Below are 20,444 nucleotides of genomic sequence, written 5' to 3' on the forward strand. Positions count from 1 at the left end.
CCGCCTCCGATGCACATCGTCACGACGCCAATTCCGCCACCGCGACGGCGCAGCTCGTGGATGAGCGACACAGTCAGCTTCGTGCCGGTACACCCCAAGGGATGCCCGAGCGCGATCGCTCCTCCGTTCACGTTCACACGTTCGGGATCCAGCCCCAGCTCGCGGATGATCGGCACGCACTGGGCCGCGAACGCTTCGTTTAGCTCGAACAGGTCCACCTGCTCCTTCGTGATGCCCGCTTTCGCCAGAGCCTTGGGAATCGCCTCGATAGGACCGATGCCCATCACCTCGGGTGCAACGCCCGCAACCGCGAAGCTGCGAAAAACGGCAAGCGGCCTCACGCCAAGTTCTTCGGCCTTCGCGCGGCTCGTAACGATGACGGCTGCTGCCCCGTCGCTCATCTGGGAGGCATTGCCCGCCGTCACCGTTCCTTCGCGAGCGAAGGAGGGCTTGAGCGGAGCCAGCGTCTTTGGCGTCGTCTCCGGTCGAACCCCCTCGTCGACTCTAAACACGAATGTTTTCTCCCAAGGACGACCTGCATCGTTCGTGCCGGAGCGTGTAGCGGTGACCGGAACGATCTCATCCTCGAAGCGTCCCGCCGCAATCGCGGCCGCCGCTTTCCGATGACTGCCTGCCGCGAATTCATCCTGCTCCTCCCTGGATACGCCGTACCTTCTGGCGACCTCCTCTGCCGTATGGCCCATTCCCATGTATACTTCCGGCATGGCATCTACAATTCCGGGGTGCGGTGACACACGGAAGCCGCTCATCGGCACGTGGCTCATGCTCTCCACGCCGCCGGCGACGACAACGTCCGCTTCACCTAGCCGAATGCGTTCGGCGGCATACGCGATAGACTGCAGCCCCGAAGCGCAGAAGCGGTTAATCGTAACCGCCGGCGTGGTGACCGGCAGCCCTGCGTATAGCGATACGATGCGCGCCATATTAAGCCCTTGCTCGCCTTCCGGCATGGCACAGCCGATGATGACATCCTCGATGGATGTCGGATCAAGCTGCGGCACTTTCGCCAGCGCCCCCAGCAGTACGGCCCGCCCCAGATCCTCCGCGCGAGTCTCTGCCAGACTGCCTTTATTCGCCTTGCCTACCGCCGTCCTCGCCGCAGCGACGATAACGGCATCTCGCCCTGACTGCGCGAACGGCGAACCCGGCAACGATTGCTCGGTCCCCATAATCAAATGCTCCTTTCGCAAAACGTAATTGTTCGGTCTCGCCGACTTATTCGGCGGATTCGACCGCCGGGCGGACCTGTAAGTCGGTCTCGCCGACTTATTCGGCGGATTCGACCGCAGGGCGGACCTGTAAGTCGGCCGCGCCGACTTATTCGGCGGATTCGACCGCCGGGCGGGCCTGCAAGTCGGCCGCGCCGACTTATTCGGCGGATTCGACCGCCGGGTGGACCTGTAAGTCGGCCGCGCCGACTTATTCGGCGGATTCGACCGCCGGGCGGTCCTGTAAGTCGGCCTCGCCGACTTATTCGGCGGATATGGCTCCCGGACGGTCCATTAAGTCGGCCTCGCCGACTTATTCGGCGGATTCGACCGCCGGACGGACCTGTAAAGCGGTCTCGCCGACTTATTCGGCGGATTCGACCGCCGGGCGGACCTGTAAGTCGGCCTCGCCGACTTATTCGGCGGATATGGCTCCCGGACGGTCCATTAAGTCGGCCTCGCCGACTTATTCGGCGGATTCGACCGCCGGACGGACCTGTAAAGCGGTCTCGCCGACTTATTCGGTGGATTCGACCGCCGGACGGACCTGTAAGGCGGTCTCGCCGACCTATTCGGCGGATTCAGACGCCGGGCGGGCCTGTAAGTCGGCCTCGCCGACTTACTCGGCGGATTCGACCGCCGAGCGGGCCTGCAAGTCGGCCTCGCCGACTTATTCGGCGGATTCGACCGCCGGACGGACCTGTAAGGCGGTCTCGCCGACTTATTCGGCGGATTCGACCGCCGGGTGGACCTGTAAGTCGGTTACTTAGATTGGTCGAGTTCACTTTTTAGTAGTACAGTAATCGACGTGGTGGAAGTGCGTAGCGACTACAGTCGCTCGAACGCCGCCTTTTAGACGCTACACACGTTAATAGCGCCAATGGCAGCACATCTCAGCTACTTTTCGCCCTATAGGCGTTAATAACGCCTATGGCAGCACATCTCTGCTACTTTTCGCCCTATAGGCGTTAATAACGCCTATGGCAGCACATCTCTGCTACTTTTCGACCTATAGGCGTTAATAACGACTATGGCAGCACATCTTAGCTACTTTTCGACCTATAGGCGTTAATAACGCCTATGGCAACACATCTCAGCTACTTTTCAACCTATAGGCGTTAATAACGCCTATGACACCACATCTCAGCTACTTTTCGCCCTATAGGCGTTAATAACGCCTATGGCAGCACATCTCAGCTACTTCTCACCCTATAGGCGTTAATAACGACTATGGCAGTACATCTCAGCTACTTTTCGACCTATCGGCGTTAATAACGCCTATGGCAACATATCTCAGCTACTTTTCAACCTATAGGCGTTAATAACGCCTATGGCACCACATCTCAGCTACTTTTCACCATATAGGCGTTTATACCGCCTATGGCAGCACATCTTAGCTACTTTTCGACCTATCGGCGTTAATAACGCCTATGGCACCACATCTCAGCTACTTTTCAACCTATCGGTGTTAATAGCGCCTATGGCAGCACAACCGAACGTGTAAGCTTCTGTGCAAAATCCTGCGGTTTCGACCGCCGGGCGGACCTACAAGTCGGCCTCGCCGGTCTCGCCCACAATCTCGCCGAGCCCGGCCCCTGCGGCCGCGACCGCTAGTTCCGCAGCGGCTTGCCTTTGGTCAGCATGTGGCTCATCCGCTCCTGCGTCTTGCTTTCGCCGCACAGGCTGAGAAACGCCTCGCACTCCAGATCGAGCAGATACTGCTCGCTCACCCGCGCGCCCTGGCGAACGTCGCCGCCCGAGAGCACATGCGCAAGCTTGCCGGCGATAAGCGCATCGTGCGCGCTAATATGGCCGGAGAGCCGCATCGCCTGCACGCCCATGGCGAGCACCGCTTTGCTCTCCCGGCCGCCGACGGCGACGCGCTCCTCCTCGGGCGCGGTGTAACCCGCGCGGTCGAGCTCCAGCACGAGCCGCTTCGCTTCCGCGATGCGGGCGTCCTGCCGGACGAGCGTCCGGTCCTGCGGGCGCAGCAGCCCCAACTTGGCGGCGTCATGGCCGCTCGTGGACGTCTTCGCCAACGCAATCGTCTCGAACAGCGCGTTCAGATGCGGCTGCAAGTCACCCGGCGTCGCCCCGCCTCTGCCAGCCCCCGCTGCCGCCGAAAGCCCCGCCCGCTGCATCGCCGAGATCGCCGCTTCCTTGCAGCCGCCACCAGCCGGGATCAACCCGACACCCGTCTCCACCAAGCCGAAATATGTCTCCGGCGACAGTAGGATGACATCCGCCGGCAAGCAGGCTTCGACGCCTCCGCCCAGCGTCATCCGGTGCGGGGCCGCAACGACGGGACGATCCAGCCTCTTGAGCCGGAGCATGCTGTCCTGGAAGAAGCGGATGATGTCCTCCACCTCTTCCCACTCCCCAGCCTGCGCCTCCATAAGCAGCAGCATGAGGTTGGCGCCGACGCAGAAATTCCGGCCTTCATTCGCCAGCACGAGCCCGCGCCAGTTGCGCGACACCTCCGCCGCGCTCTGGCGGATCGCGGACAGGACATCTCCGCCGATCGCATTGTTCGGCGAATGGAATTCCAGGCAGACGACGTCGTCGCCGATATCGATCAAGCTTGCGCCGGGCGTGCCGAGCACCGTACGTCCGTCCGCTTTTAGCGCCGCCAACGAAATGACGTCCGCCTCCTGCCGTTCCTCTTTCAATCCGCCGGAAGGCGATGCGTAGAACCGCTTACGCTCCGACGTCTCGTAGAAGGAGGCATGCCCCTCCCGCAGCCACGCCTCCACCCACTCCGGTACGCTCTCGCCCTCCTGTTTCATCCGCTCAACGGATGCCTCAAGGCCGATGGCATCCCACAGCTCAAACGGCCCCAGCTCCCAGTTGAACCCCCACTTCATCGCGCGATCGATATCGACGACGGATTCCGCGATGACACCCACTTGCGCCGCCGAATACAACAAAGTCGCCTTGACGGTCGACCAGGCGAACTGCGCGTATCGATCCTTCGGATTAGCGCCAAGCAGCGCTTTCGCCTTCGCCGCCGCCCCCTTCGCGGACTTCGCGGCGTCGATGACCGGCGAGGAGACCCGCACCTGCGGCCCGTACTCCATCGTCCCGAAGCGAAGCGACTCGATGCGGCTGCGTCCGTCCGCGTCCTTGCGCTTGCGATAAAAGCCGGCGCCGCTTTTTTCCCCCAGCCTTCCCGACGCCACCAGCTCCTCCAGCACTTGCGGCCTTGCAAAAACAGCCCGCTCCGCCTCGTCCTCGCTCCGTTCCCTCACGTTGTCTACAACGTGCAGCAGCGTATCGAGGCCGACGAGATCCAGCATGCGGTAAGTTGCGGTCTTCGGCCGGCCCAGCGCCGGACCCGTCAACGCATCTGCTTCCTCTACCGTAAGCCCGTAACGGATCGTGTCCGCCAGCGTGACGAGCATCCCGTACGTGCCGATCCGGTTCGCGATGAAGTTCGGCGTATCCCTGGCGACGACGACGCCCTTGCCCAGCCGGCTCACGCAGAGCTCCTCGAGCAGTTCCATTACCTCGGGCGCCGTGTCCTCCGTCGGCACGATTTCGACTAGCTTCATGTACCGCGGAGGATTAAAGAAATGCGTCGCCGCAAAATGCTCCCGAAATTCCTTGCTCCTTCCTTCCGCCATCGCGGCTACGGACAGACCGGACGTGTTCGTGGTGACGAGCGTTCCGGGCCGCCTTGCCGATTCGATCGCCGCGAGCACCTCCCGCTTGACGTCCAGCCGCTCGACGACCGCCTCGACGATCCAGTCCGTGTCGCCAAGCAGCGCGAGATCGTCCGTCAGGTTGCCCGGTCTGATCCGCGAAGTCCAAGACGAATCGTACAGGAGCGCGGGCTGGCTTCGGGCCATGTTCGCGACGGCTCTGGACGCCAAACGGTTGCGGACCGCCGCATCGTCCAGCGTCAACCCTTTGCCCGCTTCTTCGTTCGTCAGCTCTCCCGGAACAACATCGAGCAGCAGCACCCGCATTCCCGAGTTGGCCAAGTGGGCGGCGATTCCCGCTCCCATGACCCCCGAGCCGATGACGGCGGCGGTCCGGACGGCTGTCGCGCTCCTCCTTCGAGTCGTTGAAATCGACATCGCTTGCTTCACTCTCCTTTTGGATATTGTGTTACCTGCCAAATACGCTCTCCGCCAGCAGCTCCGCCACGTCCCGCGCTTCGACCTCCTCGTCCGCGGACAGGAAGCGGAGGCCGTCCTCCATCATGGTCAGGCAATACGGACAAGCGGAGCTAATAATGGAAGGCTTAACCTCCAGCGCTTGCGCCGTCCGGGCGTAGTTGACCCGGGTGCCGGAATGCTCTTCCATCCACATCAGACCGCCGCCGGCTCCGCAACACATGCCTTGAGGACCGGAACGCTCCATTTCGCGCACGTTAATGCCAGGTATGGATCTCAGCACGCTGCGCGGCGCCTCGTACGTGCCGTTATAGCGCCCGAGATAACAGGAGTCGTGGACCGTCACCCGCTCCTCCACGGCGAACCTCGTCTTCAGCCTCCGTTCCGCCACCAGCCTGGCCAGCAGCTCCGTATGATGTTCCACCAGCACGCCCGGCGACAACCCGAAGTCCGGGTATTCATTCTTGAACGTGTTAAACGTATGCGGACACACGGTCACGATATGACTAATCCCATATTTGCCTAATGTCGCGATATTCTCCCTGCACAGCTCCTGGAATAGCAGTTCGTTGCCAATGCGTCTGGCCGTATCGCCGGAGCTTTTCTCCTCATTCCCCAACGTTGCAAAATCGATGCCCGCATGCTTCAGCAGCCGAATAACGTCAAACAGCACTTTGCGGCTTCTCGTGTCGTAAGCGCCCATGGAGCCCGCCCAGATCAGCAGCGATGGCAGTTTCTCGCCGCGCTGCTTCCGCTCCGCCATCGTGTCAACCCGGATGCCCGTACGGCTGTAGCACTCTTCGATCCATGCGGCGCGCTCCGCACGCGGCAGTCCCCAAGGGTTGCTTTGGCGTTCAATGTTTTGCAGCGCCCGCTGGCCGTCTGCCGGAAGCCGCCCTTCCATCAGCACGAGATATCTGCGCATGTCGATGATTTTGTCCACGTGCTCGTTGCCGACCGGGCATTGCTCCTCGCAGTTCCGGCACGTCGTGCAAGCCCACAGCTCATCCTCCGTCATCACGTCGCCGATCAGCTCAAGGTCCTCCGCCTTCGCTCCGGCCTGTTTCGCCCATCCGGCCTTCTGCACATCCATCGTAGGGGCGATATTCGTCTTATAGGCGGCAAGCGGCTCCGCCTCGTCTCCATGACTGCCCCAGTCCGGCATGACGGAGCCCATGGCATGCGCGGCCGGCTCGGCGCCCTGCCATATCAGGCTGCCCGGCAGCCATGGCGACTTTGAGGTGATGGATGCCCCTTTCTCCGTGAGATGGTCGCGCAGCTTCACGATGAGATGCATCGGCGACAGCAGCTTGCCGGTGCTCGAAGCCGGGCACACGTTCGTGCATCTCCCGCACTCCACGCAAGCGTACAGGTCCAGCAGCTGCTTCTGCGTAAATTGCTCTACCTTGCCGACCCCGAAGCTCTCCGCCTCCTCGTTCTCCAAGTCGAGCGGGGCCAGCCTTCCCGGCGGCGTATTGCGGCGGAACCAGATGTTTACGGGCGCGATGATGAGGTGGAAGTGTTTGGACTGCGGAACGTACACGAGAAAGCTTAGCAGGATAACGAGATGCAGCCACCAGAAGGCTTCGAACCAGGCATGGGCCAGCGGGCTGCCCCGTGCGACCAGATGGCCCAGCAGCTCCGAAACAGGACCGCTGATAGGAGCGTACCGGGCTTCGACGACAGGTGCCGACCCCAATCTCTCGAAGGAGAGAGACAGCAGGATCGACAACATCAATCCCCCGATGAACCAGAGCACGATAGAGGGTTTCCATCCCTTTTTGAGCCGGGCCAGTTGCTCGCCGTACCTCCTATACCCGCCATAGACGACGGCCAGCAACACGAGGAACACGGTAACTTCCTGCAGCCAGGAGAACGGCCCGTAGAACGGAATCGGCAAGGCTTCGCCGCCGTTAAGCCCCTTCCATATGAGGTCTACCGCTCCGAACTGCAGCATGATGAATCCGTAAAAATAAACCAAATGCATGGATCCGCTTCGCCAATCATTCAGCAGCCGGCGGTGACCGAACATCTCGCTTCCGATCCCCGTTTTCCCGCCGCGGCGGACGTTTCTCCCCCGCCAACGACTCTCCTTGATTCCGGAACCGGGTTCGCCGCCAAGGCTATCCTGCAGAGCTTCGTCTTTGGCGGTCTTTCTCTCCAAGCCTCCCGGCCGATGCCGCTCGAACACGGCTGGCGCGCCCAGCTTCATATAGCCGATTCTTCGCCGCACGACAGCCGAGAACATCCAGACGGCCGCCGCGACGAGCAGCGCGAACAGCAACCATCTCATCCACGACGCATTAGACCCGCCTACGGCCAGCAAGGCCGCAAGCGCCCTCTTCTCCGTCAATACGCCAATCTGCCCACCGACAGAAAGGAGCATTATCCATTGCCCTGCCACTTGTCAGCCCTCCCTTGTCGACCGATCCCATCTGGCTCCCCTCATCGCGGAGCTCTCTTGCTGGGACAAGCTTTTGAAGCGCTTTCATAAATATCCGCGGTCCTCCATTTATATGAACGGGATGGCGCGAACATGCTTTTTTCGGATGGCTCGCAAGGGGTCTAAAGCCGGCGGCAGCATCATAAGGTAGCACTGATGGACAGTGTGTTCCGACCGGAATAACATCAGTAAATCCAAGCTCGCAAGGGAGGTTGCCATGCAAACAATTGTGGTTCTTCTGAAACAAACCTTCGACACCGAGGAGAAAATAACCGTCACCCCTCAAGGCATCGAAGAACGGGATGCCAAGCTGGTCATTAACCCGTACGACGAATACGCATTGGAAGAAGCGCTTCGGATCAAAGAGCGCTCCGGCGGCGGCAACGTCGTCATTGTGACCTGCGGTCCCGAACGCGCGCAGGAGGCGATCCGTACGGCGCTTGCCGTAGGCGCCGACGAGGCGGTCCGCATCGACTCCGCCGGACTCGGCAGCGATAGCCACGCGCTCTCCGCGGCTCTGGCTGCCGTCATCGAGCCGCTGTCTCCCGACCTGCTGCTCGCCGGCTTGTTCGCCGTCGATAGCGGCTCCGGAAGCGTCGCTCTCCAAGTAGCAGAGCGGCTGGGCCTGCCCCATGCTTCCGCGGCCGTAAAGCTCTCGATCGGCAGCGCTGCGGAGCTTGGCGTCGATCCTGTCGGCAGCGCAGCGCTCTATGCGCTTGTGGAGCGCGACGTTGAGGGCGATACGGAGACCGTCGCGATTCCGCTGCCGGCGCTGGTTACGGCGCAACAGGGCTTGAACGAGCCGCGATACCCTTCGCTGCCCGGTATAATGAAGGCCAAACGAAAGCCGCTGAAGGTTGTCGAGCCGGACGAGATCGGGCTAGGCGGCGGCAAGGCGGGCGAAGCCGTCCGCACCCGCCAAATCTCCCTCTCCCCTCCCCCGCCTCGGGCGGCGGGCAAACGGATCGGCGGAGCTGCGGCGCAGCAAGCTTCCGAGCTTTTAAAGCTGCTCCAGGATGAAGCGAAAGTATTGTAAGCGGGTAACGGCAAAGCTTGGTGCGCTGCGGGGTATGGTGTGCTGTTGAGCAAGGGCACTGTTGAGCATGGTGCGTTGTTGAGCATGGTGCTCTGTTGAGCATGGTGCGTTGTTTAGCATGGTGCTCTGTTGAGCATGGTGCGTTGTTGAGTATGGTGGACTGTTGAGGAGAAGTGCTGTGTTTGAACGGGGAAGCGTAGGGACCGTAGCGGAGTAACTTTATTTCAATGACTTAAAGAAAATGACTTATAGAAGTGGGAGCAACAGCTCCCCTGTACGTATAGCTGACTTTCACATTGCTTCGAAAGGAGTCACGAATCATGAGCAGAACGGTATTAATCTACGCGGAGCGCCGTGATGGCGTTTTACGGCGAGTTGCCCTGGAGGCGCTTGGCGCGGCCAGACGCCTTGCTGGCAACGATGGCGCCGTGCATGCCATCGTAGCTTGCTCGGGCGGCGCTGCGGATGATGTCGACGCCTTGCTGGCGCGTGGCGCAGATGTCGTACATGTTGCCGACAATCCCGCCCTCCAAAGTTACACCCCCGAAGTTTACGCTGCCGTCTTGGGAGCGGCAATGACTGCAATCCGTCCAGACGCCTTGCTGCTCGGCCATACTGCGGCTGGACGCGAGCTTGCGCCTCGACTTGCCGCAGCCCACGGTGCCGGCCACATTGCCGACGTCACCGAGATCGAACTGTCCGGCGACGGGACCGTCGCCTTCGTCCGCCCGCTCTATGCCGGCAAGGCGTTCGAGCGGCGCAGCTTCGAGCCCGGCCATCCGTGGATCGTCACGGTGCGCCCTAACAATCTCCCGCCAGCCGAGCCGCTGGACGCTGGCGGCAGGAGCGGCACTGTCACCGAGCTGGCCTTCTCGGTGCCGCCGCTGGTGACGGCCGTGCGCGGTGTCGTGCGCCGCACGGCCGGCGGCATTGATCTCGCCGAAGCCGACATCGTCGTATCGGGAGGCAGAGGCGTGCGCAGCGCAGCGGGCTTCGAGCCGCTGCAAGCGCTGGCCGCGGCGCTTGGCGGCGCGGTCGGTGCTTCGCGTGCCGCTTGCGACGCCGGCTACTGCGACTATGCCCTCCAGATCGGGCAGACGGGCAAAGTCGTAACGCCGCAGCTGTACATCGCTTGCGGCATCAGCGGCGCCATCCAGCATCTGGCCGGAATGAGCCAGTCGCGTACGATTGTCGCCATCAACAAGGACCCCGACGCCCCCATCTTCAGCATCGCGGACTACAGCATCGTCGGCGACCTGTTCGAAGTCGTTCCGCTGTTTACCGCGGAGATCCATCGTACCCGATCAGCGGGTTGAAACGGTCGTTCCGCACGAACGTTTCTTACAACGCAGCCTCACTTCGTTCCAGTTAGGATTCTTTATTCATGAACTCACATGCACTCCGCCTTGCCTCTAACCCGATGTAACAAAAAACAGGCTGTCATCCAACTAGTCGCACTGGACGACCATTTGGATGACAGCCTTCTTTTTTGTCTCTAAGCGAAATCCGGCATCCGGATTTCCATGACGCAGTCCGGCGACTCGTACCAGTCGTCCCGCACCGCGTTGGTGACGGGGTAGGAGCGCATGAGGTAGCTCTCCATGGGCTCCAGGTGTTTCCGCAGACGGCTGAATTCCGTCAGCTTCGGATTCAGCCAGTCTTCCATGCCTTCCGCATCCAGCACGACCGGCACGTTAGGCTGCCAGACGGACATAGCCCCGGAAGAAGCAGCCGTCACCATCGTAAACGCCCGCACTTCCTCCCTGCCGTTTACATGACGCCAGCAATCGAAAATGCCGGGTATGCCAAGAATGGGCTGGTTCGGCACAACCGTGTGCATGACGCGGGGGTCGCGCTCCTGGCCGAACGTTTTTTGGCCGTAGAAGCCGCTGCAAGGAATGATGCAGCGCTGGCGCTTCAGCATGCGCTCCAGAAACGGCTTCTCCGACAAGGTGCTGTAATCCGTGTTCACGGAATCTTTCGCCCAGAACGGGAACAGCCCCCATCTTGCTTCTTGCAGGACCCTCGTGTCATGCCTGTCGTTCATAATAATGGTGACATTCTGCGTCGGGGTAATGTTGAACCGACCCTTGTGTCCCTTCATATTTTTGCGCACTTGGAATTGGTCCATCAGCTCGCCGATCTCCGCCGTCAATGAAAACCGTTCAATCATCACATTCACTCCTCACTGGATGCTTGCGTTGTTGACACCAGTGTTTGTTAAGTGAATGGAAATTATGCACAACGGAGGAAATAATCGACGCGCTTCATCTTTCACGCCGCCGATATTTCATGCCATGACCGATTAACACCATAAATGACTACGCTCGCCCTGCTAAGTAGTAAAACGTTTGCGAAACTTAAGAGGCGGCATGCCGGTATGCGCGGCGAACAGTCTGGAGAAATGCGGCGTTTGGCGGAAGCCCGTCTCTTCGGCGATACGCGCGATCGTCCAATCCGTCTTGATCAATAGCAGCTTCGCCTGATCCAGCCTGTAGTAGAGCAGATATTGTTGAGGCGTGCAGCCGAATACTTCCGTCATACAGCGCGTGATATAGTTCGTATGCAGCTCCAGCACCTCGCTCAGCATGGTGTTGCTGATGGTACTCCGGTAATTGAGCTTCAAATAGGCGGCGGCTCTCTCCGCGATCGACACCGCGGCCTTCGCCGCATCGGAACGCCAACCCTCGTCCATCATCTGCAACAGATGGAGGAACCGCTGTTGCCGGTCCCAAAATGCTCCGTGGGACGAGCTCTTGGCCGCTTCGTGCAGCTGAGAGAAGATCAGCTTGGCTTCGTCGGGATAGCTCAGCTTCATACGCTTCGGCACCCGTATCGCATACGTGTAATAGTCTCCCCGCAGCGTGCCCGGCTGGCTCCCCTGCGTCTCCTCCCAAGCTCCCGCCGCCTGGAAATGCACCCAATCGAACACCGTGGCTTCATTGCAGGGCTTGAAGGAGTAATGCCAGCTGTCCGGCCTCAGAATAAGCACGTCTCCGGGCGTCAGCGTCCATCTATTATTCTCTTCCGCGACATGAAGCGTCCCCTCGTTTACGAACAGCATGTCGAACACGCCGAGGTTCGTCCGGTTGGGATGCTCGTCTCCCGGCAAGTAAGTCGTACGGTTGGATTCGATAAAGAAAGGCAACGGCGGCGATCGGAACGTCACTAATAAATCGTCTGACAAAAAATCTCCCCCAGCATGGCAATCTCGTTGTTGTAGAAATTCTCCACCTTATTGTAATCGGCACCGAGCTAATCAACAACGACTTTTTCCGCGAAATGGTTCCTTCCCATCGGTCTCCGGGATGATTTTGCGTAAAAATTCGCCTTATCGCTTGACTCTCCCCTATACGTCACAGTTTACTATTAGAAGCACAAGCCTGACGCAACATATGGAAGGAGCGGTCGTTCCCTTGTACAAAATAGGCAAGCTCGCGGCAGATGCCGGCATTACGATCCGCACGCTGCGCTACTATGATCGAATGAACCTGCTCAAGCCGTCGCTCGTCTCGGAATCCGGCTATCGCTATTACACCATGGACGACGTTCTGCGCTTGCAGCATATCACGACCCTCAAGCATCTTGGCTTCACGCTTGCAGAGATTAAGGCAGTCTTCGAAGACGCAGAGCAAACAACGAGCAGAGTCGATGCCTGGAGACAAGCCATTCGCCTCCAAATCGAAGCCGTGCGCAACGAAGTCGATAGGCTTAATCTGCTGGACCGCATGTTGCATACGACGCTCTACACGTTGGAAATACGCGGAGATGTCAACGCAACCGAAGTATTAGGCTTCATTCAGCAGATGGCGCATCACCAGAAGATCGACAAGGATAACAAAATTCGTGCAAACCTTCGAAAGTCACGGTTCCAGCCGGAAGAGATCGAAATTTTGGAGGATCTTCCGCGACTGGATACGGACGACCCCCGTAATATGGCATGGGTCACCTTGCTTCGCGAAGTTCGCGAGCAGAGTCACGCTCCCCCGAATCCGAAGGTCGAGCATCGTCTCGCGGCACGGCTGGTCGATATCGGAGAAGACTGGTTCCGCGGCAGCGACGAGACGCTGGACAAGTATTGGGAGTGGATACTCCCCGAGCCGGGCAACGAAGCGAAGGTATTGGGGCTCGACTCCGAGACGATGGCGTTTATCGATCGGATCGTGGACAACTATTTGGCGAAAGTCCAACAATAAGATATAAAGGAAGGGAATCATCGTGAGCGAAACAATCGAACGGAAAGCGCCGCCTAAAGCGGAGAAGCCTCTGTCCAAAAATCGTGCTTGGCTGTACGTCATAGCCGGCGGAGGGCTTGAAATCATATGGGCCATGGGCTTTAAATACGAAGCCGTGCCCTCACTCGTCGTGCTGATCTCCCTGCTGCTCAGCTTCGACCTCATCATACGCGCCACCAAGGCGCTCCCTATCGGAACGGTCTACGCGGTATTCGCGGGCATAGGCACGGTCGGAACCGTCGTAGTCGAAGCCGTCATGGAAGGCGCCATCAGCGCCGCCAAGGTGGGCATTATTCTGCTATTGCTGCTCTTCATTATCGGATTGAAGCTTAGCGCTGGAGGGAGCGAACAGAAATGAACGAAGCATGGTGGTTGTTAATCGGAGCAGGCATGATGGAGATTGTCGGGGTCATCGGAATCAAGCGCGTCGCGGAGAACAATAACTGGACCAATAATCTGATCCTGATCGGAGGATTCATAATCAGCTTTCAATTGCTGCTCGGCGCACTGGAGACGATTCCGTTATCTACTGCGTACGCCGTATGGACGGGAATCGGCACGGTAGGGGCAGCCGTAGTGGGCATGACCTTCTTTAAGGAATCCAAGAGCCTGCTGCGCATCGTCTGCATTGCAGGCGTCATTGGCTGCGTCATCGGACTGAAATTAATTGGTTGAACACTTGCACGCTCACATAGCCGGATGCGCATGTCGGCTGCCGGACGTCGCCTCGGAGCTCTCCAGCATGGACTTTACCAGCCGCATATAATCCAGCGACTTCTGCCATTGCTGCCATTCCGGCTTCCAAGCGAAACGCCGGCCGCTTAGAGGAACCAACGCTTCTACGCGAGAAGGCAGCCGGCCGAACGCGCACATGCCGAATACGACGGTCATGTGAAAGTACAGCTCCAACGACTCCGGGTTCTCGTCGGCGACCAGCTTCTGGACGATATAGCCGCCTTCCCCGTCGGCCTGATCTTGCACAGTGATCAGGTGGAATTGCTGCGTCAGCTCCATGTCCAGCTCCTCCACATATACCGTGAACGACTCGAAGCGCGCCATTACCTCTCCATCGCACGAGTCCTGGACCATAAACCTCTGCAAATGCCGAATGATATCGCAACGCGTCTGAAGATAATGTTCGCCGGAGTGGAACTGTTGATGCCGGTTGGAGAAGCTGCGCAGGCACGCTTCTTCCACCAAGGCTTCCGTCCGTTCTTGCCGAGGCACCACGCAAACATCATGGACCGCGAGGCATGCAGACAGAAGTACGAGTCTAGACCAGCCCTCCTTGCGTCTCCCCTTCTCGCCTTGACTGCGTGGGGATTCCCCTCCTCCTCGAAGCATTTGCTCGATCTTAACATCTTCGATTCGAACGAGCGGCGGCATCAGCTTTTGCACAATGCACCTGCCACTATTGCCCCCATACGCTTGCCTTCTTCCTTCTCCTCGCCCGAAGCGTTGTATTCGAACTTCAGGCTGGGACATACGATCGACGCGCCACGCTCCTGCAGCTTTGCCTCGATCAGATCTACCGCCCCGCAATATACGGGATAGCTCGTGTCGCCGGAACCGAACGCCGCCGCTAGCTTGCCGGACAGGTCCAATCCATCCATATCCTCGTAAAAATCGAGGAATTCATCGGGCAGCTCGCCATCTCCCCATGTATATGCGCCTATAACGATAGCATCGTATTCCAGCAGCTCCGCCGGTTTGGCGTCATAGGCTTCCTTGCATACGACCTCGAAGCCCGATTCCTTGGCGCCTTGGGCAATCGCCTCCGCCATTTCTTCGGTATTGCCCGTCAAGCTTGTGTACAGCACGATGACCTTCGGCATCTGCAGGCTCCTCTCCCGAATCCAGCCGCACGTAATACGGCATGTTCTCTACTATATCTCGATCGACTGAACGCCCTGGAACAGCGTCGCCATATATAACTTTTCTCCTATCACGTCGACATCCGTCACGGGAAAGCCCAGCTTGACGGATATCAGGACGAGCCGATCTGCCACGTAAGCCAGCGAAAACAAGCCCTGATCCGTGCAGACATACACGTTCTTGCCCTTGGTGGTCACGGAGAAGATAAACTTCCCTCCGAATGTGATCCGGTCGAATCTGCCTTGCTTATCGCCGACAAGCAGCTCGCCCTCGTCGCTCGCGCCAATCAGATGCCCGCGGAATACCGCAAGACTGCTGACTCTCCGCTCCATCTCGAACTCCGCCCACTCATCCATAAACCGGTCGTACAGCGAGATCCCGGTCTCATGGCCGACAATGACGTACTGAGGCAGGTTGATAAAATCATAAATTCGTTTCCCCTCGCATGCCAGCAAGCCCCACTTGCTCCCCGTGCGCATCCAAAGTCCGTTATCCGTAGCCGCATAACGCGCGCCGCCGATGTTGCGGTATTGATAACAGGGCAGCGAGAGCCCGTCGTTCTCCCATTGCTCCCCCGTCCATTCGTAAAGCCCTTTGCTCGTGCAGGCGTGGAGATGCTCATGTTGAAGTTGAAGCCGATGAACGCTAGCCGAATCCGGCAGTCCTTGGCCAAGCTTATCCCAATTGGAATTTCCGTCTATTTCATATACGCCGTAACCGACCGAACCCGCATACACGCCGTACGGGGTCGCTTTCACCGACGAGAACGGGAACAGCAGCCAGTTCCACGGTTTATGGGTATCCGTTCGCATGGATTGATTTCCCCTTATATTATATTGATAATGATTATCACTTTCATAAACATGATAGCTACTCTCCGTTTTTTTGTCAATGCCTGGCGTTTGAAATGCGATGACGGCGTACTTGCCCGAGATCGCCCATTTTTCGTAAAAATAGTCGAGCGCCTAGCGATTCGGGCTATTGCACCCAATCACGAATGCCTATCCCGTCGTAAGATGGATAAACAACTAGGAGGTGCTTAAACTGAAACAACCATTCAAAAATAGAAACCGCTCCGCGAAGAAGCAGCTCGTCTTCGTTAGCAAATACAGCGGCGGCGGATCTTCCGCAAAACATAAACACACAGGCAAGAGAAACGGCAAGAAGAGAAAACGAATCGTCGTTCAAGCAACCGGCAGCGAAAATCGACAACGGCATCCCGACGACTGGATAGGCCCAATCGGACCGACCGGGGCAAACGGAGAAAATGGTCCTCAGGGGGAACGCGGGGAACGCGGCGAGCGCGGCAAAAAAGGCGATGACGGCGAACGCGGCAAACGTGGACATACGGGAGCAACGGGTCCAGCGGGTCCCCAGGGAATTCAAGGAATTCAAGGAATTCAAGGAATTCCGGGAATTCCGGGAATTCCGGGACTTCCAGGACTTCCAGGGCAGGCGGGTCCAATGGGCCCCGCAGGTCCAATGGGCCCTGCAGGCCCGGCTGGTGCAGCCGGTGGGCCACCCGGCGCGACTGGAGCAACTGGTGCCACAGGAGCCACAGGCTCACAAGGACCCGTTGGACCTCAAGGGCCTCAAGGCGCGCAAGGCTCGGTCGGCCCTCAAGGTCCCCAAGGTTTCCGAGGCGATCAAGGAGTTCAGGGACCTCAAGGCGCCGTTGGCCCTCAGGGACCTCAAGGTCCTGAAGGTCCTCAAGGACCGCAAGGCAATGCCGGGCCGGTCGGTCCACAAGGTCCGATAGGCATCGGTCTTGTAGGCCCGACAGGCGCTACCGGAGCGACAGGGGCCGTTGGCCAGCAAGGCGTGCCAGGGGTTCAAGGCCCACAAGGGAATGCCGGGGCAACTGGAGCGACCGGAGCAACCGGGGAGACTGGACTCCAGGGACCTGTCGGACCCCAAGGACCGCAAGGCAATGCTGGACCTCAGGGGACGCAAGGAGTAGCTGGACCTCAAGGGCCGCAGGGACCGCAAGGACCGATCGGAGCGACTGGCGCAGCCGGTCCGGCTGGACCTACCGGGGCCAATGGTCTCTCTGGCACTAACGGTGCTACGGGAGCAGCCGGAGCTACAGGTGCGACCGGGCCGACGGGCGCCGACGGAGCTGTAGGTGCGACTGGAGCGACAGGCGCTGACGGGGCTACGGGCGCAACCGGACCGACTGGCGCTGACGGGGCTACGGGCGCAACCGGACCGGCAGGCTTTGGGGCTACGGGCGCAACCGGACCAGCGGGCGCTGACGGAGCTACGGGCGCAACCGGACCGACGGGAGCCGACGGGGCTGCAGGTGCGACGGGAGCGACTGGCGCTGACGGAGCTACGGGCGCAACCGGTCCGACGGGCGCCGACGGAGCTGCGGGTGCGACGGGAGCGACTGGCGCTGACGGGGCTACGGGCGCAACCGGACCGGCGGGCGCTGACGGAGCTGCAGGTGCGACGGGAGCGACTGGCGCTGACGGAGCTACGGGCGCAACCGGACCGGCGGGCGCTGACGGAGCTACGGGCGCAACCGGACCAGCGGGCGCTGACGGAGCTACGGGCGCAACCGGACCGACGGGAGCCGACGGGGCTGCAGGTGCGACGGGAGCGACTGGCGCTGACGGAGCTACGGGCGCAACCGGTCCGACGGGCGCCGACGGAGCTGCGGGTGCGACGGGAGCGACTGGCGCTGACGGGGCTACGGGCGCAACCGGACCGGCGGGCGCTGACGGAGCTGCAGGTGCGACGGGAGCGACTGGCGCTGACGGAGCTACGGGCGCAACCGGACCGGCGGGCGCTGACGGAGCTACGGGCGCAACCGGACCAGCGGGCGCTGACGGAGCTACAGGCGCAACCGGACCAGCGGGCGCTGACGGAGCTACAGGCGCAACCGGACCAGCGGGCGCTGACGGAGCTACGGGCGCAACCGGACCAGCGGGCGCTGACGGAGCTACAGGTGCGACGGGAGCAACTGGCGCTGACGGGGCTGCAGGTGCGACGGGAGCGACTGGCGCTGACGGAGCTGCAGGTGCGATCGGTCCAACCGGTCCGACTGGACCTACCGGAGCCGACGGGGCTACCGGTGCAACTGGTCCTACGGGCGCTGATGGAGCAACAGGCGCCGCGGGTCCAGGTACTATCATTCCTTTCGCTTCCGGCTTGCCTCTTGTGCTGGCATCTACGGTAGGCGGATTGGCGTCAACAGTTGGCCTTGTCGGTTTCGGCAATAGCGCTCCCACCATTCTGATAGCGGGTAATAGCATCGATCTGACAGGCGGCGCCGGCACGTTGTTGAACTTTGCATTCTCCGTACCAAGAGACGGTATCATCACATCGATAGCCGCTTTCTTCAGCACAACTTCGGCCCTCTCCCTTCTTGATTCGACGGTTACCGTCAGCGCTCAACTGTTCGGCACCCCTGTACCAAGCAATACGCTGACAGCCATTCCCGGAACCGAAGTTGCCCTCTCCCCTCCATTGACAGGCAGTTTGGCCATTGGCCAGCCATTGGATGGCTTGTTGACAGACCTCGCTGTTCCAGTAACAGCAGGAACAAGGCTATTGCTGGGCTTTACGATCACGACAACTGGCTTGACCCTTGTCAATACGGTCGCCGGATATGGAAGTGCGGGCATTACGATCGAATAACGACATTCTCAAAGACCAATAAGCCGTAGAATCGGCTTATTGGTCTTTTCCCCATTTTTTATCAGCATATGAACGTATGGACATCATCTATGAACATATACAGGTTGTTTTCTATTCCTCGAATTAGCCGGTAGATTCGCACATTTTTCTTACTTAATACTCGAAAATCTGAAACTTCTTCCCAAACGCACATACAAAATCCCCTACCACCTCGTACTATGAAGAAGCTCAAAAGGAGGTGTTTCAACTGGATAAACCAACAAAAAAACAACGACAAATCAAACTAGTGAATATGAAAAAGAAGAATAACAGTCAATCTATCAGTATTCATGCCAGCTCTTCCAACAAACACGGCAAGAAAAAAAGCTCCAAAAAAGAAAAGAAAGTCGTTGTCGTCAAACGTTGCAGAAGAGGAACGGTCGGACCGGTCGGACCAACCGGCGCCACCGGACCTACAGGAGCGACCGGCGAACGTGGACGCCGCGGCAAACGCGGTGATGATGGCAAACGTGGTGATGACGGCAAACGCGGCAGACCTGGCGCAACAGGTCCTGAGGGAGCCCCTGGTCCTCGAGGACTTCCTGGATTAGCAGGCGCGACGGGTGCCACTGGAGCTACAGGCGCAACAGGTACGATAGAGGGAGCATTATTTAATGTAATCGGAGAAGTGGGTTCGGCAGTCGTGGAGGTTGGCGAAGACCTGATCTTTGTATCCGACACGCTGGATATCACGGTTACCGAGGGCTCCGCAATCGTTCGTATCGAGGACCCATATCTTGGCGAGACGGGACCGACTGGTCCAACGGGAGCGGACGGCGCTACCGGAGCAACTGGGACAACCGGTGCCACGGGAGCTACTGGCGCTGATGGCGCGACGGGTGCAACAGGTGCTACTGGACCTACCGGCGCGGACGGCGCTGCGGGAGCGACTGGAATGACCGGTGCTACGGGAGCTACTGGCACAGATGGCGCAACGGGTGCAACCGGAGCTACTGGGCCTACTGGTGCGGACGGCGCTACGGGTTGGACTGGCGCTACCGGTGCTACGGGCGCTGATGGCTCGACGGGTGCTACCGGAGCTACTGGAGCGACGGGCAATGATGGCGCTACGGGTGCAACCGGAGCTACCGGAGCGACAGGCAATGATGGCTCGACGGGAGCAACAGGTGCTACTGGAGCGACGGGCGCGGATGGTGCTACTGGAGCCACTGGAGCTACTGGCGCAGATGGTGCTACTGGAGCCACTGGAGCTACTGGCGCAGATGGTGCTGCCGGGGCGACAGGCGCTACTGGCGCAGACGGTGCTACCGGAGCAACGGGAGCTACTGGTGCAGACGGTGCTACCGGAGCGACAGGCGCTACTGGCGCGGATGGCGCTACGGGTGCAACTGGAGCTACTGGATCAACCGGTGCAGATGGAGCTACGGGTGTAACAGGACCAACTGGCCCTACCGGAGCTGACGGCGCTACTGGAGCTACTGGCGCAGATGGTGCTACGGGTGCAACAGGACCAACTGGCCCTACCGGAGCTGACGGCGCTACTGGAGCTACTGGCGCAGATGGTGCTACCGGAGCGACAGGCGCTACTGGCGCGGATGGTGCTACCGGAGCAACGGGAGCTACTGGTGCAGACGGTGCTACCGGAGCGACAGGCGCTACTGGCGCGGATGGCGCTACGGGTGCAACTGGAGCTACTGGATCAACCGGTGCAGATGGAGCTACGGGTGTAACAGGACCAACTGGCCCTACCGGAGCTGACGGCGCTACTGGAGCTACTGGCGCAGATGGTGCTACGGGTGCAACAGGACCAACTGGCCCTACCGGAGCTGACGGCGCTACTGGAGCTACTGGCGCAGATGGTGCTAC

14 protein-coding genes and 1 pseudogene are annotated in these 20,444 nt (G+C 59.8%); 7 read left to right on the forward strand and 8 right to left on the reverse strand.

Annotation, left to right across the window (positions count from 1 at the left end):
• From B1748_RS35595 to B1748_RS35610, 3 genes are all read right to left on the reverse strand, one after another.
• Window positions 1-1,190 (reverse strand): acetyl-CoA C-acyltransferase (locus B1748_RS35595; protein WP_087572714.1); only part of this gene is annotated, 1,190 nt, incomplete at its 3' end.
• Window positions 1,191-2,839: 1,649 nt separating this feature from the next.
• On the reverse strand, window positions 2,840-5,308 hold the full coding sequence (locus tag B1748_RS35605) for a 3-hydroxyacyl-CoA dehydrogenase/enoyl-CoA hydratase family protein (protein WP_087572716.1): 2,469 nt from the start codon (window positions 5,306-5,308) through the stop codon (window positions 2,840-2,842).
• Window positions 5,309-5,339: 31 nt separating this feature from the next.
• Window positions 5,340-7,640, reverse strand: a complete 2,301-nt coding sequence (locus tag B1748_RS35610) for a (Fe-S)-binding protein (protein ID WP_256976151.1) — start codon at window positions 7,638-7,640, stop codon at window positions 5,340-5,342.
• A gap of 367 nt (window positions 7,641-8,007) precedes the next feature.
• On the opposite strand from B1748_RS35610, the gene B1748_RS35615 reads away from it, so the two are divergent.
• Together B1748_RS35615 and B1748_RS35620 are read left to right on the forward strand one after the other, a co-directional pair.
• Window positions 8,008-8,826, forward strand: a complete 819-nt coding sequence (locus tag B1748_RS35615) for an electron transfer flavoprotein subunit beta/FixA family protein (protein WP_087572717.1) — start codon at window positions 8,008-8,010, stop codon at window positions 8,824-8,826.
• A gap of 320 nt (window positions 8,827-9,146) precedes the next feature.
• Window positions 9,147-10,142 (forward strand): electron transfer flavoprotein subunit alpha/FixB family protein, encoded by a 996-nt coding sequence (locus B1748_RS35620; RefSeq protein ID WP_087572718.1) that lies wholly within the window; start codon window positions 9,147-9,149, stop codon window positions 10,140-10,142.
• A gap of 179 nt (window positions 10,143-10,321) precedes the next feature.
• Here B1748_RS35620 and B1748_RS35625 read toward each other — a convergent pair whose 3' ends face one another.
• Window positions 10,322-10,999 carry an SOS response-associated peptidase gene (locus B1748_RS35625; RefSeq protein WP_087572719.1) on the reverse strand — a complete coding sequence of 226 codons (678 nt, stop codon included), beginning with the start codon at window positions 10,997-10,999 and terminating at the stop codon, window positions 10,322-10,324.
• Between the two features lie 162 nt (window positions 11,000-11,161).
• Window positions 11,162-12,013 carry a helix-turn-helix domain-containing protein gene (locus B1748_RS35630; RefSeq protein WP_087572720.1) on the reverse strand — a complete coding sequence of 284 codons (852 nt, stop codon included), beginning with the start codon at window positions 12,011-12,013 and terminating at the stop codon, window positions 11,162-11,164.
• A 229-nt stretch (window positions 12,014-12,242) separates the two neighbouring features.
• Here B1748_RS35630 and B1748_RS35635 point away from each other — a divergent pair, with 229 nt between their 5' ends.
• Genes B1748_RS35635 through B1748_RS35645 form a run of 3 tightly spaced genes read left to right on the forward strand, consistent with a single transcriptional unit; the run spans window position 12,243 to window position 13,736 of the window.
• Complete coding sequence (locus B1748_RS35635; RefSeq protein ID WP_179216002.1) at window positions 12,243-13,022, forward strand: MerR family transcriptional regulator; 780 nt, start codon at window positions 12,243-12,245, stop codon at window positions 13,020-13,022.
• Between the two features lie 22 nt (window positions 13,023-13,044).
• Window positions 13,045-13,419 carry a DMT family transporter gene (locus B1748_RS35640; RefSeq protein ID WP_256976150.1) on the forward strand — a complete coding sequence of 125 codons (375 nt, stop codon included), beginning with the start codon at window positions 13,045-13,047 and terminating at the stop codon, window positions 13,417-13,419.
• The gene (locus tag B1748_RS35645) at window positions 13,416-13,736 is read left to right on the forward strand and encodes a DMT family transporter (protein ID WP_087572722.1); all 321 of its coding nucleotides are present in this window, start codon (window positions 13,416-13,418) and stop codon (window positions 13,734-13,736) included. Before B1748_RS35640 ends, B1748_RS35645 begins: the two co-directional genes overlap by 4 nt.
• Window positions 13,737-13,748: 12 nt before the next feature.
• On the opposite strand, the gene B1748_RS35650 is transcribed toward B1748_RS35645, so the two are convergent.
• From B1748_RS35650 to B1748_RS35660, 3 genes are read right to left on the reverse strand one after another with little or no spacing between them, the layout of a single operon-like run.
• Window positions 13,749-14,459 (reverse strand): hypothetical protein, encoded by a 711-nt coding sequence (locus B1748_RS35650; protein WP_087572723.1) that lies wholly within the window; start codon window positions 14,457-14,459, stop codon window positions 13,749-13,751.
• The gene (locus tag B1748_RS35655; RefSeq protein ID WP_087572724.1) at window positions 14,447-14,896 is read right to left on the reverse strand and encodes a flavodoxin; all 450 of its coding nucleotides are present in this window, start codon (window positions 14,894-14,896) and stop codon (window positions 14,447-14,449) included. Before B1748_RS35655 ends, B1748_RS35650 begins: the two co-directional genes overlap by 13 nt.
• A 51-nt stretch (window positions 14,897-14,947) precedes the next feature.
• Window positions 14,948-15,748, reverse strand: a complete 801-nt coding sequence (locus tag B1748_RS35660) for a hypothetical protein (RefSeq protein WP_087572725.1) — start codon at window positions 15,746-15,748, stop codon at window positions 14,948-14,950.
• Window positions 15,749-15,971: 223 nt separating this feature from the next.
• On the opposite strand from B1748_RS35660, the gene B1748_RS35665 reads away from it, so the two are divergent.
• Window positions 15,972-18,578, forward strand: coding sequence for an exosporium glycoprotein BclB-related protein (locus tag B1748_RS35665; protein WP_087572726.1), 2,607 nt, complete (start codon window positions 15,972-15,974; stop codon window positions 18,576-18,578).
• A 292-nt stretch (window positions 18,579-18,870) separates the two neighbouring features.
• Window positions 18,871-20,444 (forward strand): annotated as a pseudogene (locus tag B1748_RS35670) (NTTRR-F1 domain); the annotation flags it as partial.

This window comes from Paenibacillus sp. MY03 (assembly GCF_002165585.1).
In the GTDB taxonomy this organism is placed as follows: Bacteria; Bacillota; Bacilli; order Paenibacillales; family Paenibacillaceae; genus Pristimantibacillus; species Pristimantibacillus agaridevorans.